Below are 14934 nucleotides of genomic sequence, written 5' to 3' on the forward strand. Positions count from 1 at the left end.
TGCGGATGCACGCCCTGCGTCTTCGCCCATTCCGTCAGATTCACACTCTGACAACGACACCCACTCATACATGGTTACGCTCACTTACTCGACCTCAAGGGCCAGCAGGTGAAGACCCCCCGGCCTGGTCGCGTCGGCCTCGATGTAAGCGGTGGCGGTGCCCGGTGTCGGGGCTGCCCGGGGCGGGTATGTCCCGCCCCGGCGACAGCCGGCAGCGGGCGGGGGGAGCTAGGGGGCTGCGATGAGGCGCGGGAGTGTGGACAAAGGCTGTCTGGCCCTCGGGCTGGTCTTCCTGCCCTTCGGACTCGGGCTCGCGTATGTGCTGGTGGTGGCGGCCTGGCGGCTCGGACGCTTCCTCTGGACCACAGGCGGGCCACGGCTCGCGGAAGGCGACCCGACAGCGTGGACCGGCCTCGGCATGGTCCTCTTCATCGGCGCGGTGATCGCCCTCATCCACTGGCACGCCGGCCGCGATGGCGGACCCAACCCCGTTCCCGGCCGCGCCGTCCACCGAGGGGAAGATTGGTACTGGGAACCCGATCCGATCGAAGACCCACCCAAACGAAAGCCGACCCCACCCATGTGAGAACCCGACGCACCAGCTCACGGGGCGTCGGCCCCCGTGCGACGCTTCTACAGCGGCGAGACCAACCCCTCGCCCCTCCCTGCCCCCGCCGGCTTCTGATTCCGTGATCCGCGCATGGTCGGGACGGAACGTGGGTCTCAGCTGTAGACCATGGGGCAGCCACGTCGGATCGAGTGCTGGGCGGCGCGCAGGAAGAGTGCGACGTAGAAGGCCGCGTCCAGGTCCTCGCTCCACGGTCCAGGCCGAGTAGTGGCCAGTTCCTTTGCTTGGTGCCCGAACCACGTGCTCAGGCCGAGGTTGTCGCATGTTGCCGGGGTTTCGAGTGGCAGATCGATGGCTGTCGCCAGCCTCTCGGCCAGCGCTAGTACCTGAGGGGCGCCGGCGACCATGGAGTCGAAGTCGCTGGATTCGATGGGCGACCAGATCACCTCGTCGAGCGAGAAGGGTACGAGTACGGTCCAGCCAAGGAGGGTCTCCGATTCCTCTCGTGACAGGTGCGTCTCGCACAAGGCGACCAACCCGGTCATGGAGGGGGCCAGCTTCTCCTCGAACGCTTGCCCTGAACCCCGCGCGAAGTCCGTCTCCGGGGGTACGTCCTCGTAGGGCGGCAGGCCCCGCCGCCTGAGTTCAGCGTTGAGGGCTGAAGCGACCTCGCCCCACCCGTCCTCCTCGTCGCCGAACCATTCCTCCGCGCCAACGCTCACCAGGTACAGACCCATGCGGGGAAGCTATCGCGCGCATCTGACATCGATCAGTGCGAGCGAAGTCGGCCCGGCGCCCAGCCCCTGCACCGACGCGACGGAGGAGCGCCCTTGAGGCGCCGCCTCCATCCGCCACACTCGGAGAAGAGGGCGGCCACGCCAGAAGCCCACGAGGGTGGGCCAGGACAATTTCCGAAATAGCCCGTCACACATGTGCGGTGCGCTCCGTCAGTGGGGTGTGCGAGCGAGAAGCGCTCGCGCATGACCGACCGACCGACCGACCCAGGAGCCCGCCATGACCACCACCCACATCGTCGTCACCGCCGTCGCCGCGTTCATGGTCGGCTTCTCGGCGCTCTCGGTCTTCATCAAGGCCCCGTGGGTCACCCAGCCCCTCACCGAGTACGGCGTCCCCACCACCTGGTGGCCCTGGCTCGGGCTCGCCAAGGCCGCCGGCGCCGCGGGCCTCGTCGTCGGCCTCTGGGTCCCCGCGATCGGCCTCGCGGCCGGCATCGGCGTGATCCTCTACTTCACCGGCGCCGTCATCACCGTCATCCGCGCCCGCCAGTACCCGCACGTCGCCTGGCCCCTCATGTACGCGGCCCCGGCGGTCGCCGCGCTGTTCCTCGCCTGAGGCGCTGCGTTACGGCTCGATCCAGCGACGCAGCGCGTCGATCGTGGTCTCCGGCGAGGAGTTGAAGCTGAGCCGGATGCCGGGCGCGTGCTCCAGGAGGACGTTCACCACCCGCTCGAACACAAGGGTGTTCTCGGGAATCATCCGTACACCCCCGCCGATCATCGCCAGCCCGATCTCGTGACCGCCGAGCGCCTCCGCGACCGCCGCCCCGGCCGTCTCGGGGTCGGGGTCGACCAGGCACGTGACGATGTCGAACCCGGCCTTCTGGAGGGCGGAGTTCGCCGCCTCGATGCGCGCGGTGAGCGACTCCTTGGTGACGCCCTCGGGCATCGTGCGGTAGTCGAGCGACCGGGGGTGCAGCCCGATGGACAGCACCTTGGTGCCCTTGGGCAGCATCCCGCTCACAGCGCCCTCACGAACGAGCCCCACGCCCGGCTCCCGAAGACGAGCGCGGGCCCCTCGGGCGCCTTGCTGTCACGCACGGGGACGAGGCCGGGGAATCCGGGGGCGACTTCGAGGCAGTTGCCGCCGTTGTCCCCGCTGTAGCTGCTTTTGATCCACGTCGCGGGCTGCAGATCGTGCCTCTCCATGACGCCCGTACCCTTCGATCAAGTCGCTTATCAGCGCGGCGGTTTGGCGGGCCGACAGTGCATCCGCCCTCAGCCCATCATAGGTCTGGGTGTGCCGTAACAAGACGGACGGATCGTCGCTGAAATGCCCGCTGTCGAGCGACTCCGAGTAGACCCACCCGTGCCCGTCGGGCAGCCTGATCAGCGACAACGACGTGTTCGGACGGTGCAGGCCGTGGTCTTGCGAAGGTGCGATCTGCACGAAGACGTTGGGGAGTTCGCTCACCTCCAGCAGGTGGGCGCACTGGGCGCGCATGATGCTCGGGCCCCCGATGACGGTGTGCAGGCAGCTCTCGTCCAGGACGACCGTGTAGAGCGGTCCGTCCCCTGACAGGAAGCGCTGCTGGCGGCTCAACCTGGCGCGAACCCTCTCCTCCAGTTCCGCCCCACTCGTCGCCCGGGAGAACAGGGCGCGTGCGTACTCCGGCGTCTGCAACAGGCCCGGCACCACGCCCACCTGGTACTCGTGCAGGATCAACGCCTCCGCATCCATCTCCGCCCGGCGCTCGAACCAGTCCGGATGCTCCACCTGGGGATACCAGTCGATCCGGCCCCACAACCGCACCAGCACCCCACCCGTCCCCAGCGCCTCGTCGCACGCTCTCCCGAAGGTGTCCGTCGGGACCCGCTTGGCCGCCTCCACGCGGGCCACCTGGGAGCGGTCGCAGTGGACGAGGCGGGCCAGGGCGTCCTGGGTGAGGCCTGCTGCCTCGCGGTAGTGGCGCAGCAGCTCGCCGAAGACCTCCGCCGTCGTCGCGGCCTCCGTGCCCGCCGCCCTCGCGTTTCGCTGGGTCACACCCAACCCCCTTGTGACAGTGGCCCTTGGCACGCGTCGAGCGTTGTGGCCGCTTCTTCCATTGAGCAACGCTGAGAGCACGCAGAGTAGTCGCCCGATCGGGTGAGGGCCTGAGGAGCTGAGGCATGGCAGGGCAGAGCGAGTGCGGTGGGTTCGTCTACGACCCCGAGGCGCGCAGGGTCGGGGAGTACCGGGGCGAGGCGGGGCCGTACGCCATGCTGCGGCCCGTCGGGGGCGGGCGGGAGTGGCAGGCCGATCCGGCGCGTGTACGGCCCGCCACGCCCGCCGAGCGGCTCAGCGCGGGGGTGCGGGCCGCCAACGAGCGGGCGGGCGTGGAGTACGAGATGAGCCGGCCGCCCGCGCCCGAGCCCGGGTGCGCGGAGTGCGGGGTGCTGGCGGCGCGCAGGGCGGAGGCGCGCGGACGGTACGACTGGAGCGGCGAGACCGACGCCAACGTGTTGCTCCGGAGGCACCGGAGCGAGTGTCACCCGCCGGTCACTTCCACGTCGCCGTGACCTTCTGGGTGTCGACGCGCATGCCGAGCGGGACGCGCCAGGAGTCCACGCAGACCGTGTACGTGTGGGTCCGCGCCGTTCCGGGGGCGATCGGTGCCGGCAGGGGCTGGGCCGACTCGATGGTCGCCCAGTCGACGCCCAGGGCGCCGATGATGTGCGTCGCGAAGGTGACCGTTCCCGAAGTGGCCGCCGTGCCGCCGGTGTTGCGGAAGGTCATCGTGACCTGCTCGCACCAGCGCTTGTCGGCGTCCGTGAGTACCGGTGCCGAGAGCGTCAGGGTGGCAGGCGTCGCCGGCGGGGCGGGGGTGGTCGGTGGGGGTGAGGTGGTCGTGCCCGGGGGTGGGGCGGTCGCCGTGTTCGGCGGGCGTGTGGGGTGGCCGGGGGCGGAGGTGGTTCCTGGGGCCGGGCCCGTCGCCGTACCCGAGTCCGATTCCGTACCCGTACGCGCGTTTCCCGGAGCCGTGCCGCCAGGTGCCGGTGTCGTGCCCGGGGTCCGGGGTGACGGGGACGTCGTGCTCGATGTCGTCCCGCTCGTGGAGGGGGACGGGGACGGGCTGCCGTCGAGGGGGATCAGGGTGACCGATCCCGAGGGGGCGATCGGGCCCTTGGGTGAGGAGCCCGCGCCGACGGCCGCGTAGCCCTCGTCGTCGCTGCCGCTGCCGCACGCGGTCAGCGCTCCGCCCAGGCAGAGCGCGACCACTGTCAGGAGTGACCTCTGTCGCCGCATGGCGGCAGTCTTGCTGACTAAGTGTCAGTTGGGAATGGGGTGGGCGAATTCGCCCCGGGCAGGGGTCAGTCGGCGATCAGGCCCTGGCGGAGCTGCGCCAGCGTCCGTGTCAGGAGGCGTGAGACGTGCATCTGGGAGATGCCGACCTCCTCGCCGATCTGCGACTGGGTCATGTTGGCGAAGAACCGCAGCATGATGATCTGCCGTTCGCGGGGCGGGAGTTTGGCGAGGAGGGGCTTCAGGGACTCGCGGTACTCGACGCCCTCCAGGGCCGTGTCCTCGTAGCCGAGGCGGTCCGCGAGGGAGCCCTCGCCGCCGTCGTCCTCCGGGGACGGGGAGTCGAGCGAGGAGGCGGTGTACGCGTTGCCGACCGCGAGGCCGTCGACGACGTCCTCCTCGGACACGCCCAGGACGGCGGCGAGTTCGGGGACGGTCGGGGAGCGGTCGAGCTTCTGGGCGAGCTCGTCGCTGGCCTTGGTGAGGGCGAGGCGCAGCTCCTGGAGCCGGCGCGGAACGCGGACCGACCAGGAGGTGTCGCGGAAGAAGCGCTTGATCTCGCCGACGACGGTCGGCATCGCGAACGTCGGGAACTCCACGCCGCGTTCGCAGTCGAAGCGGTCGATCGCCTTGATCAGGCCGATGGTGCCGACCTGGACGATGTCCTCCATCGGCTCGTTGCGGGAGCGGAAGCGGGCCGCCGCGTACCGGACGAGGGGGAGGTTGAGCTCGATCAGGGTGTCGCGGACGTACGTCCGCTCGGGGCTGTCCGCCGCCGCGCCGTCGTCGTCGAGGGCGCGCAGCCGGAGGAAGAGGGAGCGGGAGAGCGTGCGGGTGTCGATGGCTTCCGGCGTGACGACGATCGGCGCGGGGGCCTCGACGGTCTCCGCCGACGGCTGGACGGGCATCGAGACCGCCATCGAGTCGGGCATCGAGATGGCCATCGAGCCGGGCATCGAGACGGCCACCGAGACGGCCACCGAGCCGGGCATCGAGTCGGGCATCGACTCGGACATCGTCTCCGGCGTCGCCGCGGGCGTGAGCGTGAGCACCTTCGAGCTGCCCTGTTCTGCGGACATGCCACCCCCTTGAGGTCGCGGACGGTCGCGGCGGCCACGACCATCGGAGGAACGCAGCCTCCACCTGAATACCGGAGGCGGGGCTGCGGCAAACGCGGTTCCAGCAGAATGTCACATGTCGGCAACACGCTGTAGTGACTTGTCGACATGGCGTGGGTGAATATCCGCAGGAAACAAGGGGTGTACGGCATTTGGGGTGCCGTAGAACTGCTCCGAACCGGTCTACCCGTTCCAGCTACGCTTCGATCCTGTTTGCGGATCTCAAACGGGCGAAGCTCCGGGCGAGGAGCCTTGACACATGCATCTGTGAGACGCCGAGTTCCTGACTGATCTGGGACTGCGTCAGGTTGCTGTAGTAGCGCAGCATCAGGATGCGCTGCTCGCGCTCGGGCAGCTGGACGAGCAGATGCCGTACGAGGTCGCGGTGTTCGACGCCGGCGAGGGCCGGGTCCTCGTAGCCGAGCCGGTCGAGGAGGCCGGGCAGTCCGTCGCCCTCCTGGGCCGCCTCCAGGGAGGTGGCGTGGTACGAGCGGCCGGCCTCGATGCAGGCCAGCACCTCGTCCTCGCCGATCTTCAGGCGCTCGGCGATCTCCGCGGTGGTGGGGGAGCGGCCGTGGGCGGTGGTGAGGTCCTCGGTGGCGCCGTTGACCTGGACCCAGAGTTCGTGGAGCCGGCGCGGTACGTGCACGGTGCGGACGTTGTCGCGGAAGTACCGCTTGATCTCGCCGACGACGGTGGGCATCGCGAAGGTCGGGAACTGCACGCCGCGGTCCGGGTCGAAGCGGTCGATGGCGTTGATGAGCCCGATGGTGCCGACCTGGACGACGTCCTCCATCGGCTCGTTGCGGGAGCGGAAGCGGGCGGCCGCGTACCGGACGAGCGGGAGGTTGGCCTCGATCAGCGCCCCGCGTACGCGGTCGTGTTCGGGGGTGCCCGGCTCAAGCTCCTTGAGCTGCCCGAAGAGCACCTGGGTCAGGGCGCGGGTGTCGGCGCCGCGGGTGCTCGGGGGGCGGGTGCTCTGGGGGCGGTGGGGTTGGGGTTGGTGGGGCTTGGGGCTCTGTGGCTGCTGGGTCTCCGGCTGCCGGCTCTCTGGCCCTTGGTTCGCCGGCCGCTGGGATTCTGGCCGCTGGTTCTCCGGCCGCTGGTTCTCTGGCCGGGGGCGCGCGGTGTCCGGGCCGCCGGCCTCGTTCTGGGGCGGGACCTGAGGCGCTGTACTGGCCGGCACGTTCACGCCACCCCTTTTGCTGGTCAACTACGGTCAACTCATCCGTCAAAAGCGGTCATAGCATCACAAGACATGTCCACTGTGTGCAAGCACCGTATAACCACGTGTTGACGGCGTCGCGGCAGATGCCAACAGCCGGAAGGCCCCCCGCCGTGACGGCGGGGGGCCTTCCGGGAACCGGGCCGGAGCGGACCGAGGCGCGCGCTCTAGTACGTGTAGTCCGCGATCACCCACGTGGCGATCTCACGCCACAGGGCGACGCCCGCCTGGTGGGCGGGGTGCTCCAGGTAGCGCTGGAGCGCATCGGGGTCCTCGACGGCCGAGTTGATGGCGAAGTCGTACGCGATCGGGCGCCCGCTGATGTTCCAGCCGCACTCCCAGAACGCCAGCTCCGGGATCTCCTTCTCCAGCCCGTCGAACGCCTCGGCGGCGGCCAGGGCGCGCGGGTCGTCCTTCGCGATGCCCTCGTTGAGCTTGAACAGGACCAGATGGCGGATCACAGCAGGACTCCTCGTCGGTGGTTCTAGTTGACGAGTTCGGTCATGAACTCGCCGACGCCCTGTGCGGCGGACGATATGCCCTCGAACCCTACCTGGACGAGATCGGCGGCCCTGTCCGGGGAATTGATGATCGTGTAGAGCACGAAGACCACCACCGCGTACAGCGCGACCTTCTTCGCTTGCGCCATCTGCCGCGCCCTCCCCTGTCTGCGACCCCTGCGTGGAGGCGTGAGTCTAACGGAGCCACTTCAGCCACTTCACCGCGCCTTTATGGACCAAGGGCCCGGGAATCGGGGCCTTTTGCCGCCCCCCGGAAGGGTGACGGCGGAGCAGTATGGATGTCGAGCCCGGAGGATCTGGCAGGAATCCGACGGGCCGAGGAACCGGCCCTCACTGCGGGGTCCGCGCCGCGAGCTTCCCCCCTGACTGCGGCGCTGGACTTGCAGGACCGGTTCTCATCGGGGGGAGCGGCTTGTCCCCCCGATGCCGCTCCCCCCGTCCGACGAAGAAGGCCCCGACCACGCGCACACACGTGGTCGGGGCCTTCTGTCGTACGGCGGCGTGCTGCGGCAGCGCATGGAGCGCAGGGTGGGCGGATACGCCGAAGGGCCCGGTGCGATGCACCGGGCCCTTCGATCGAAGCGGTAGCGGAGGGATTTGAACCCTCGGTGACTTGCGCCACACTCGCTTTCGAGGCGAGCTCCTTCGGCCGCTCGGACACGCTACCGAGAGAGAGCTTAGCCCAAACATGCCGCTGCGATGAAATCCGTATCGATCCGCAGGTCAGCGGTCCGTTCGGCAGTCCTGTCGGCAGCGCTGTCAGCGGGTTCGGAAGAAGGTCGTGAGCTGGGCGGAGCACTCCTCGGCGAGGACGCCCTGGATCACCTCGGGACGGTGGTTGAGACGGCGGTCCCGGACCAGGTCCCAGAGTGAACCGGTCGCGCCCGCCTTCTCGTCGAGCGCGCCGAACACCAGCCGGTCGACCCTGGACTGCACGAGTGCGCCGGCGCACATCACGCAGGGCTCCAGGGTCACGACGAGCGTGCAGCCGGTCAGCCGCCACTCGCCGGTCGCCGCCGCGGCCCGGCGCAGGGCCAGGACCTCGGCGTGGGCGGTCGGGTCGCCCGTCGCCTCGCGCTCGTTGTGGCCGACGGCGAGGACCGTGCCGTCCGGGGACAGCACGACCGCGCCGACCGGTACGTCACCGGCCAGCGCGGCCCGGTCGGCCTCGGCGAGCGCGCGCCGCATGGGCTCCCGCCAGCGATCCCGTACGGGATCGGCGGGGGCGGGGGTCGGGGTGGGTACGGGGTCGGGGGCGGGTACCGGGTCGGGTACTGCTTCGGTCACTAGCGGACGGTCTCCAGCACGTCCGAGGCGCCCAGCGCGTCCGCGATCTCGCCGAGCGCGTCGCTGTCGAGCTCCTGGAGCTGGCTCTCGGACATGCCGAGGTCCGCGAGGAGCAGCCGGTCGCCGACCGGCTCGGCGGGTACGGCGTCGGCGGACGCACCGGCCTCCTCGTCCTCGTCGTCGCGGTCGAGCGGCTCGCCGTCTTCCGTACCGTCGAGGTTCAGGTCGTCCAGGGTGTCGGCGTCGTCCAGGTCGTCCCCGAGGATCTCCTTGGTCAGGATCTCCCCGTACGAGGAGCGGGCGGCGGCCGCCCCGTCCGAGACGTAGATGCGAGGGTCGTCCTCGCCCTCGATCCTGAGCACGCCGAACCAGGCGTCCTCCTGCTCGATGAAGACGATCACCGTGTCGTCGTCGACCGAGGCCTCGCGGGCCATGTCGACCAGATCGGACAGGGTCTCCACATCGTCGAGCTCTGTGTCGCTCGCTTTCCACCCGTCTTCGGTGCGCGCGAGCAGTGCGGCGAAGTACACCGTGACTCTCCCACTGATCAGAGGATTGACGATCCGGCGGTGCGCTCCTGAGTGCCCCGCCCAATCGGCATCGTGGCAGAAACAGCGGCTTCAGGAGAGGTCTTCGGCTCTTGCGTCGTGCATCAGTCTGAACGACACGCCGACGGTGGGCGTGCGAACCCGGCGCACTTTCCCGGCGCACGGCCCCGGCGCACGGGCGGCGCGCGCGTGATGCCGGGCGCCCTTGCCGTCACCAGCGGAAGGTCCTCATCCGCATCTGCTGACGCATCCGGGCCGCCCGCGCGCGCCGGGGCTGCACGCGGTCGCGCAGCGCCTTCGCCTCGTGCAGCTCGCGCAGGAACTGGGCGCGGCGCCTGCGGCGCTCCGCGTCCGTCTCGGGCGGCGTCTCACCGCTCCGTGCGTTCGCCGGGTCTTCCGGATCTGGCATGGGCCACCACCCCACGACTGGGTCCTTGCCCCCACCTTCCCTCCACGGCGTGGGTTGATGCCAGTGCGGGCTACTGTTGGAGTCATGCGTCTCCACGTCGTCGATCACCCGCTGGTCGCCCACAAGCTCACCACGCTGCGCGACAAGCGCACGGACTCCCCGACCTTCCGCCGGCTCGCCGACGAGCTGGTCACCCTGCTCGCCTACGAGGCCACCAGGGACGTGCGCACGGAGCAGGTCGACATCGAGACCCCCGTCACGCCGACGACCGGTGTGAAGCTGTCGTACCCGCGGCCGCTGGTGGTCCCGATCCTCCGCGCCGGTCTCGGCATGCTCGACGGGATGGTCCGGCTCCTCCCGACCGCCGAGGTCGGCTTCCTCGGCATGATCCGCAACGAGGAGACGCTGGAGGCGTCGACCTACGCGACGCGGATGCCGGAGGACCTCTCGGGCCGCCAGGTGTACGTCCTCGACCCGATGCTGGCGACCGGCGGCACGCTCGTCGCGGCGATCCGCGAGCTGATCAAGCGCGGCGCCGACGACGTCACCGCCGTCGTGCTGCTCGCCGCCCCGGAGGGCGTCGAGATCATGGAGCGCGAGCTGGCGGGCACGCCGGTGACCGTCGTGACGGCCTCGGTCGACGAGCGCCTCAACGAGCACGGCTACATCGTCCCGGGCCTCGGCGACGCGGGCGACCGCATGTACGGAACCGCCGACTAGGGTCGGCGGGTACTCAGCACTTCGCGGCGGGCGCGGGCTTGGGCTTGTTCAGAGCCATCAGGGCCGCGTCCGCCGTTGCTTTCGGGTCCAGGGACTTGAAGGCCGTGCCGATGATCAGGTCCACGTCCGCCGTCGCGCGGGGGTCCGTCTTCGTCGTGGCGCCCTTGAGTTGGGTGCCGAGGACGGGGAACGCGCCCTTGGCCGCGCCCGGGCCGCCGAGCAGTATCCCGGCGCCGGGGACCTTCTTGTCGTACGCGGCCGGGGCGTTGCCGACCTTGCCGATGACGAAGCCGCGTTTCTTCAGCTCGTCGGCGGTCGACTTCGCGAGGCCGCTGCGCGGGGTCGCGTTGTAGACGTTCACGGTGATCTGCGCGGGCTTGGGGAAGGCGGCCACGGGCGTGCCCGTCGCCTTCGGGACAGCCGGCTTGCAGTCGGCGGCTCGGCCGGCGGTCGTCCTGGTCTCGTCCGCACTGCCGCCCGAGAACACGTCGACGAGCTGCAGCGTTCCCCACCCGGCGGCGCCGAGCACGACCACTGCGGCTCCGGCCGCCAGGACGATCCTGCGCCGGTGGCGGGGGCGGCGCATGCGCGGGTACTTGTCCCCCGTGATGCGGTACTTTCCGCCCATTCCTGGGGGAGTGAGCATGCTCATGGACGCAGCGTAATGCCGGTGCCCAGGGTTGGATACCGGAAGATCATGTGATCGCGTCCGGATGGGCGGGTCGAGCCCCCGATTGGATCAGCCGGGCGCTGCGGGGAGCCCATGGCGTCCGCTGTAGGGACCCCATGGCGTCCGCTGGAGGGACGCCCTTGGCGTCAGTCCATCTCCAGGACGCGGGCGTGCAGCACCTGTCGCTGCTGGAGCGCCGCGCGCACGGCGCGGTGCAGCCCGTCCTCGAGGTAGAGGTCGCCCCGCCACTTCACGACGTGCGCGAAGAGGTCGCCGTAGAAGGTCGAGTCCTCGGCGAGCAGCGTCTCCAGGTCCAGCTGGCCCTTGGTGGTGACCAGCTGATCGAGGCGGACCGGGCGCGGGGCGACGTCCGCCCACTGCCGGGTGCTTTCCCGGCCGTGGTCGGGGTACGGCCGGCCGTTTCCGATGCGCTTGAAGATCACACGGAAAGCCTACCGGGCGAGCGGCTCCCGGCGCAGCCACGCGGAGCCGGTGGGATGCTGGGGCAATCCGTGACAATTCGGGAACTAGAGGTCCTGTCATGAGCGTCAGCGAGCAGTCTCCGACCGGCGAGATCGCGGCGGGGTACGCCTTCTCGGGACCCGCGCTGGAACTGGGCGCGCTGCTGTGGGACGGGGAATGTCACCCGGACGCGCGTATCCGCATCCCGCTGCCGATGCTCAACCGGCACGGTCTGGTCGCCGGCGCGACCGGCACCGGCAAGACGAAGACGCTCCAGCTCATCGCCGAGCAGCTGTCCGCGAACGGGGTGCCGGTCTTCCTCGCCGACATCAAGGGCGACGTCTCGGGGATCTCGGCGCCGGGCGCCGACGGCGAGAAGGTCCGGGAACGCGCGGGCCAGGTGGGGCAGGAGTGGGTGGCGACCGGCTTCCCGTGCGAGTTCTACGGGCTCGGCGGGGTCGGTCCGGGGATCCCCGTACGGGCCACGGTGACCAGTTTCGGGCCCGTCCTGCTGTCGAAGGTGCTCCAGCTCAACCAGACGCAGGAGCAGTCGCTCGGGCTGATCTTCCACTACGCGGACCAGAAGGGTCTGGAGCTGGTGGACCTGAAGGACCTGCGGGCGGTGGTCGCCTTCCTCGTGTCGGACGTGGGCAAGCCCGAGCTGAAGGGGATCGGCGGTCTCTCGACCGTGACGGCCGGCGTGATCCTGCGGGCGATCACCGCGTTCGAGCAGGCGGGCGCCGGGGGGTTCTTCGGGGAGCCGGAGTTCGACACAGCTGAGTTCCTGCGGACCGCCGCGGACGGGCGCGGGACGGTCTCCGTACTGGAACTGCCGGCCGTGCAGGACAAGCCGCAGCTCTTCTCGACGTTCCTGATGTGGATGCTGGCCGACCTGTACGGCGACCTGCCGGAGGTCGGCGACCTGGACAAGCCCAAGCTCGTCTTCTTCTTCGACGAGGCGCATCTGCTCTTCAAGGGGGCGTCGAAGGCGTTCCTGGAGTCGATCACGCAGACGGTACGGCTCATCCGCTCCAAGGGCGTCGGGGTCTTCTTCGTGACGCAGACCCCGAAGGACGTGCCGGGGGACGTGCTCGCGCAGCTCGGCAACCGGGTGCAGCACGCGCTGCGGGCGTTCACCCCGGACGACGCGAAGGCGCTGAAGGCGACGGTACGGACGTTCCCGAACTCCCCCTACGACCTGGAGGAGGTCCTGACCGGCCTTGGGACGGGCGAGGCCGTGATCACCGTGCTCAGTGAGACCGGTGCGCCGACGCCGGTCGCGGCCACGCGGCTGCGGGCGCCGGAGTCCCTGATGGGGCCGATCGACGCGGCCGCGCTCGAGGCGGCGGTCAAGGGGTCGCTGCTCTGGGGGCGGTACGCGGAGGCGGTCGACAGGGAGTCGGCGTACGAGAAGCTGACGGCGGAGCAGCGGGCGGCGGAGGCGGAAGCGGTACGGGCCGCGGAGGAGGCGGAGGCGGCCAAGGCGGAGAAGGCGACGCCTGCCCCTTCGAGGAAGAAGGAGGACGCGTCGCTCGCGGAGCAGGTGGTGGGGAGCGGGATCTTCAAGTCGCTGGCGCGGTCGATCGGGACGCAGCTGGGGCGGGAGATCAGCCGGTCGATCTTCGGGACCGCGCGCCGGAAGCGGTAGGCGTACCGGTTGCGGAAGCCCGAAGGCCCGGCCCCCGTGAGGGGACCGGGCCCTTATGGCCGTACGTGCTACTCCGTCACCTCGTGGTCGTGGCCGTCGTGGAGGCCGCCGCCGCTGCCGGCGTCGCCCTCCGTCGGGACCGTGGTGACCGGGCGCTTGAGGGAGCTGATGTCGTGGGCGTAGGTGCCCACGGCGTTGGCGATGACGTCGATGTTGGCGTCGAAGGCCTTCATGTTGATGTTCGACAGGTTGTCACCGGCCGCGTGGTAGTTCACGTCGTACGCGACTCCGGCCGTACCGCCGAACTTCGCCGCCTGCGCGGCCGTCTTGACGCCCTCGGCGCCGGTGAACGTGCCGCCGGAGGGGATGCCGATCTCGATGAACGGGCCGTAGTCCGAGCGGCCCGTGAAGTCGGTGCCCTCGTGCGGGAGGCCGCGCTTGTCCATGAAGTCGGTGATGTCCCGCTCCAGTTGGGCGGAGCCCTCCGGGCCCGCGCCCGCGCCGACGCCGTCGGAGTTGTCGCCGTCGTAGACGAACAGGCCGTAGTTCGGCGAGGCGATCATGTCGAAGTTGAGGTAGAGCTTGACTTCCTTCTTGTCCAGCTCGCTCATGTTCGCGACGTAGTGCTCGGAGCCGAGCAGCCCGTTCTCCTCCGCCGACCACCAGGCGAAGCGGACCTTGTTGCGGACCTTGTCCTTCGACTCGGCGAGCTCCAGGGCGGCCTGGAGGAGGCCGGCGGAGCCGGAGCCGTTGTCGTTGATGCCGGGTCCGGCGGTCACCGAGTCGAGGTGTGCGCCGAGCATCACGGTGTTGGCGGCGTTGCCGCCCTTGGTCTCCGCGATGACGTTGTTGGTGGTGCGGTTCTCCTGGAGCTGGCGGATCTCGAAGGAGAGGTTCACCGGGCCCTTCGCCAGGTCGGCGACGAGCTTCTCGCCCTCGGCCTGGGTGATGCCGCCGGTCGGGATCTTGCCGGCGGCCGGGTCGCCGAGGGTGCCGGAGAGCGCGCCTTCGGTGTTGTTGTAGATGATCGCGCCCACGGCGCCGGCCGCGGCCGCGTTCTCCTGCTTGGCGGCGAAGGTGCAGCCGCCGCGCTTGATCAGCGCGAGCTTGCCGGTGAAGGCACCGGACGCGAAGTCGCCCGGCTCGCAGCCGTTCGTGCCGTCCGCGTCGACGGGGGCGGCCACGAGGTCGGCCTTGATGCCGCCGACCGGCGTCGACTTCGTGTACGTCATGGCCGAGATGGTGACGTCACGCGGCGCCGGGGAGATCACGGAGGCCTTCTCGGCCAGCGTCTGCGTGTAGAGGAACGTGAACTTCTGGTACGAGACGTTGTAGCCGGCCTTCTTCAGCTGCTGGTAGACGTACGCCGCCGAGGCGTCGTGCCCGAGCGAGCCGGCCGCGCGGTGACCGCCGGCCGAGTCGGCTATGGCCTGGAACTTCTGCAGGTGCTTGTAGGCGCCCTGTGCGGAGGTCTCGCGGACGAGCTCCTTGGCCAGCTTCGCTGCGTCCCGTGCGGGCTTGGCCGCGGGGTCGTGCTTGGCGGTGGCGGGGGAAGCGGCGGCCAGCAGGAGCGGGGTGGCGAGTGCGGCTGCGGCCAGGGTGGCCGCGGCTCTGCGAGAGGATGCGTTCACAGAGGTCCTTCCCGGTGCGAACGAGGTTGAAGGGAAGTTAGCGATCTCCGACGCCTTCTGTGAACAGGTTCGGCACAATTCATGTCTGATTTAGCAGGATTGACATC

General features: G+C 70.0%; 19 protein-coding genes, 1 tRNA gene and 1 pseudogene. 5 read left to right on the forward strand and 16 right to left on the reverse strand.

Annotation, left to right across the window (positions count from 1 at the left end; genetic code table 11):
• Window positions 1-241 precede the first annotated feature (241 nt).
• Window positions 242-586, forward strand: a complete 345-nt coding sequence (locus AB0F56_RS30405; protein ID WP_362015375.1) for a hypothetical protein — start codon at window positions 242-244, stop codon at window positions 584-586.
• Window positions 587-723: 137 nt separating this feature from the next.
• Here the strand turns inward: AB0F56_RS30405 and AB0F56_RS30410 are convergent, their stop codons facing one another.
• Window positions 724-1305 carry a hypothetical protein gene (locus AB0F56_RS30410; RefSeq protein ID WP_362015377.1) on the reverse strand — a complete coding sequence of 194 codons (582 nt, stop codon included), beginning with the start codon at window positions 1303-1305 and terminating at the stop codon, window positions 724-726.
• A 277-nt stretch (window positions 1306-1582) separates the two neighbouring features.
• Between AB0F56_RS30410 and AB0F56_RS30415 the strand changes: the two genes are divergently transcribed.
• Window positions 1583-1921, forward strand: coding sequence for a DoxX family protein (locus AB0F56_RS30415; protein WP_362015380.1), 339 nt, complete (start codon window positions 1583-1585; stop codon window positions 1919-1921).
• Window positions 1922-1930: 9 nt separating this feature from the next.
• Here AB0F56_RS30415 and AB0F56_RS30420 read toward each other — a convergent pair whose 3' ends face one another.
• From AB0F56_RS30420 to AB0F56_RS30430, 3 genes and pseudogenes are all read right to left on the reverse strand, one after another.
• The gene (locus AB0F56_RS30420) at window positions 1931-2353 is read right to left on the reverse strand and encodes a hypothetical protein (protein WP_362015383.1); all 423 of its coding nucleotides are present in this window, start codon (window positions 2351-2353) and stop codon (window positions 1931-1933) included.
• A pseudogene (locus AB0F56_RS30425) lies at window positions 2326-2430 on the reverse strand (DUF397 domain-containing protein); the annotation flags it as partial. The gene AB0F56_RS30420 and the pseudogene AB0F56_RS30425, both read right to left, overlap by 28 nt.
• A complete protein-coding gene (locus tag AB0F56_RS30430; protein ID WP_362015386.1) occupies window positions 2399-3349 on the reverse strand; it encodes a helix-turn-helix transcriptional regulator in 951 nt (316 codons plus the stop codon). The gene AB0F56_RS30430 and the pseudogene AB0F56_RS30425, both read right to left, overlap by 32 nt.
• 125 nt (window positions 3350-3474) lie before the next feature.
• On the opposite strand from AB0F56_RS30430, the gene AB0F56_RS30435 reads away from it, so the two are divergent.
• The gene (locus AB0F56_RS30435; protein WP_362015388.1) at window positions 3475-3864 is read left to right on the forward strand and encodes a hypothetical protein; all 390 of its coding nucleotides are present in this window, start codon (window positions 3475-3477) and stop codon (window positions 3862-3864) included.
• Here AB0F56_RS30435 and AB0F56_RS30440 read toward each other — a convergent pair.
• The 9 genes from AB0F56_RS30440 to AB0F56_RS30480 form a co-directional block, all read right to left on the reverse strand.
• Window positions 3845-4591, reverse strand: a complete 747-nt coding sequence (locus AB0F56_RS30440) for a hypothetical protein (RefSeq protein WP_362015391.1) — start codon at window positions 4589-4591, stop codon at window positions 3845-3847. The two genes, AB0F56_RS30435 and AB0F56_RS30440, sit on opposite strands and share 20 nt — an antisense overlap.
• 65 nt (window positions 4592-4656) lie before the next feature.
• The gene (locus tag AB0F56_RS30445; protein WP_362015394.1) at window positions 4657-5667 is read right to left on the reverse strand and encodes an RNA polymerase sigma factor SigF; all 1011 of its coding nucleotides are present in this window, start codon (window positions 5665-5667) and stop codon (window positions 4657-4659) included.
• A 235-nt stretch (window positions 5668-5902) separates the two neighbouring features.
• Entirely contained in the window at window positions 5903-6892 is a 990-nt protein-coding gene (locus AB0F56_RS30450) for a SigB/SigF/SigG family RNA polymerase sigma factor (protein WP_362015397.1), read from the reverse strand.
• Window positions 6893-7098: 206 nt separating this feature from the next.
• Window positions 7099-7392, reverse strand: coding sequence for a Dabb family protein (locus tag AB0F56_RS30455; RefSeq protein WP_362015400.1), 294 nt, complete (start codon window positions 7390-7392; stop codon window positions 7099-7101).
• A gap of 23 nt (window positions 7393-7415) precedes the next feature.
• Entirely contained in the window at window positions 7416-7580 is a 165-nt protein-coding gene (locus AB0F56_RS30460) for a hypothetical protein (protein WP_355110869.1), read from the reverse strand.
• 454 nt (window positions 7581-8034) lie between these two features.
• Window positions 8035-8119 (reverse strand) — tRNA-Ser (locus tag AB0F56_RS30465).
• A gap of 92 nt (window positions 8120-8211) precedes the next feature.
• Window positions 8212-8640: a tRNA adenosine(34) deaminase TadA gene (gene tadA, locus AB0F56_RS30470; RefSeq protein WP_362015615.1), complete on the reverse strand. Its 429-nt coding sequence runs from the start codon at window positions 8638-8640 to the stop codon at window positions 8212-8214.
• A 98-nt stretch (window positions 8641-8738) separates the two neighbouring features.
• Complete coding sequence (locus AB0F56_RS30475) at window positions 8739-9269, reverse strand: hypothetical protein (RefSeq protein ID WP_362015402.1); 531 nt, start codon at window positions 9267-9269, stop codon at window positions 8739-8741.
• 229 nt (window positions 9270-9498) lie between these two features.
• Window positions 9499-9696: a hypothetical protein gene (locus AB0F56_RS30480; RefSeq protein ID WP_362015405.1), complete on the reverse strand. Its 198-nt coding sequence runs from the start codon at window positions 9694-9696 to the stop codon at window positions 9499-9501.
• Between the two features lie 84 nt (window positions 9697-9780).
• Between AB0F56_RS30480 and upp the strand changes: the two genes are divergently transcribed.
• A complete protein-coding gene (gene upp / locus AB0F56_RS30485) occupies window positions 9781-10416 on the forward strand; it encodes a uracil phosphoribosyltransferase (protein ID WP_361435637.1) in 636 nt (211 codons plus the stop codon).
• A 13-nt stretch (window positions 10417-10429) separates the two neighbouring features.
• Here upp and AB0F56_RS30490 read toward each other — a convergent pair whose 3' ends face one another.
• Both AB0F56_RS30490 and AB0F56_RS30495 read right to left on the reverse strand, forming a co-directional pair.
• Window positions 10430-11068: a LytR C-terminal domain-containing protein gene (locus AB0F56_RS30490; RefSeq protein ID WP_362015408.1), complete on the reverse strand. Its 639-nt coding sequence runs from the start codon at window positions 11066-11068 to the stop codon at window positions 10430-10432.
• 164 nt (window positions 11069-11232) lie between these two features.
• A complete protein-coding gene (locus AB0F56_RS30495) occupies window positions 11233-11529 on the reverse strand; it encodes a type II toxin-antitoxin system VapB family antitoxin (protein WP_009067182.1) in 297 nt (98 codons plus the stop codon).
• Window positions 11530-11627: 98 nt separating this feature from the next.
• Between AB0F56_RS30495 and AB0F56_RS30500 the strand changes: the two genes are divergently transcribed.
• The gene (locus tag AB0F56_RS30500) at window positions 11628-13196 is read left to right on the forward strand and encodes a helicase HerA-like domain-containing protein (RefSeq protein ID WP_362015411.1); all 1569 of its coding nucleotides are present in this window, start codon (window positions 11628-11630) and stop codon (window positions 13194-13196) included.
• 68 nt (window positions 13197-13264) lie between these two features.
• Here the strand turns inward: AB0F56_RS30500 and AB0F56_RS30505 are convergent, their stop codons facing one another.
• A complete protein-coding gene (locus AB0F56_RS30505) occupies window positions 13265-14827 on the reverse strand; it encodes a M28 family metallopeptidase (RefSeq protein ID WP_362015413.1) in 1563 nt (520 codons plus the stop codon).
• Window positions 14828-14934: the final 107 nt, after the last annotated feature.

The sequence above is a fragment of the Streptomyces sp. NPDC026092 genome, from assembly GCF_040638605.1.
Taxonomy (GTDB): Bacteria; Actinomycetota; Actinomycetes; order Streptomycetales; family Streptomycetaceae; genus Streptomyces.

Bases quoted from the DNA above. Each gene is read 5' to 3' on its own strand.
- tadA (WP_362015615.1), bottom strand. From the start codon at position 8,640: ATGCGGCGCGCGCTCGCCGAGGCCGACCGGGCCGCGCTGGCCGGTGAC.
- AB0F56_RS30410 (WP_362015377.1), bottom strand. From the start codon at position 1,305: ATGGGTCTGTACCTGGTGAGCGTTGGCGCGGAGGAATGGTTCGGCGAC.
- AB0F56_RS30440 (WP_362015391.1), bottom strand. From the start codon at position 4,591: ATGCGGCGACAGAGGTCACTCCTGACAGTGGTCGCGCTCTGCCTGGGC.
- AB0F56_RS30435 (WP_362015388.1), top strand. From the start codon at position 3,475: ATGGCAGGGCAGAGCGAGTGCGGTGGGTTCGTCTACGACCCCGAGGCG.
- AB0F56_RS30415 (WP_362015380.1), top strand. From the start codon at position 1,583: ATGACCACCACCCACATCGTCGTCACCGCCGTCGCCGCGTTCATGGTC.
- AB0F56_RS30480 (WP_362015405.1), bottom strand. From the start codon at position 9,696: ATGCCAGATCCGGAAGACCCGGCGAACGCACGGAGCGGTGAGACGCCG.
- AB0F56_RS30405 (WP_362015375.1), top strand. From the start codon at position 242: ATGAGGCGCGGGAGTGTGGACAAAGGCTGTCTGGCCCTCGGGCTGGTC.
- upp (WP_361435637.1), top strand. From the start codon at position 9,781: ATGCGTCTCCACGTCGTCGATCACCCGCTGGTCGCCCACAAGCTCACC.
- AB0F56_RS30500 (WP_362015411.1), top strand. From the start codon at position 11,628: ATGAGCGTCAGCGAGCAGTCTCCGACCGGCGAGATCGCGGCGGGGTAC.
- AB0F56_RS30490 (WP_362015408.1), bottom strand. From the start codon at position 11,068: ATGAGCATGCTCACTCCCCCAGGAATGGGCGGAAAGTACCGCATCACG.
- AB0F56_RS30460 (WP_355110869.1), bottom strand. From the start codon at position 7,580: ATGGCGCAAGCGAAGAAGGTCGCGCTGTACGCGGTGGTGGTCTTCGTG.
- AB0F56_RS30445 (WP_362015394.1), bottom strand. From the start codon at position 5,667: ATGTCCGCAGAACAGGGCAGCTCGAAGGTGCTCACGCTCACGCCCGCG.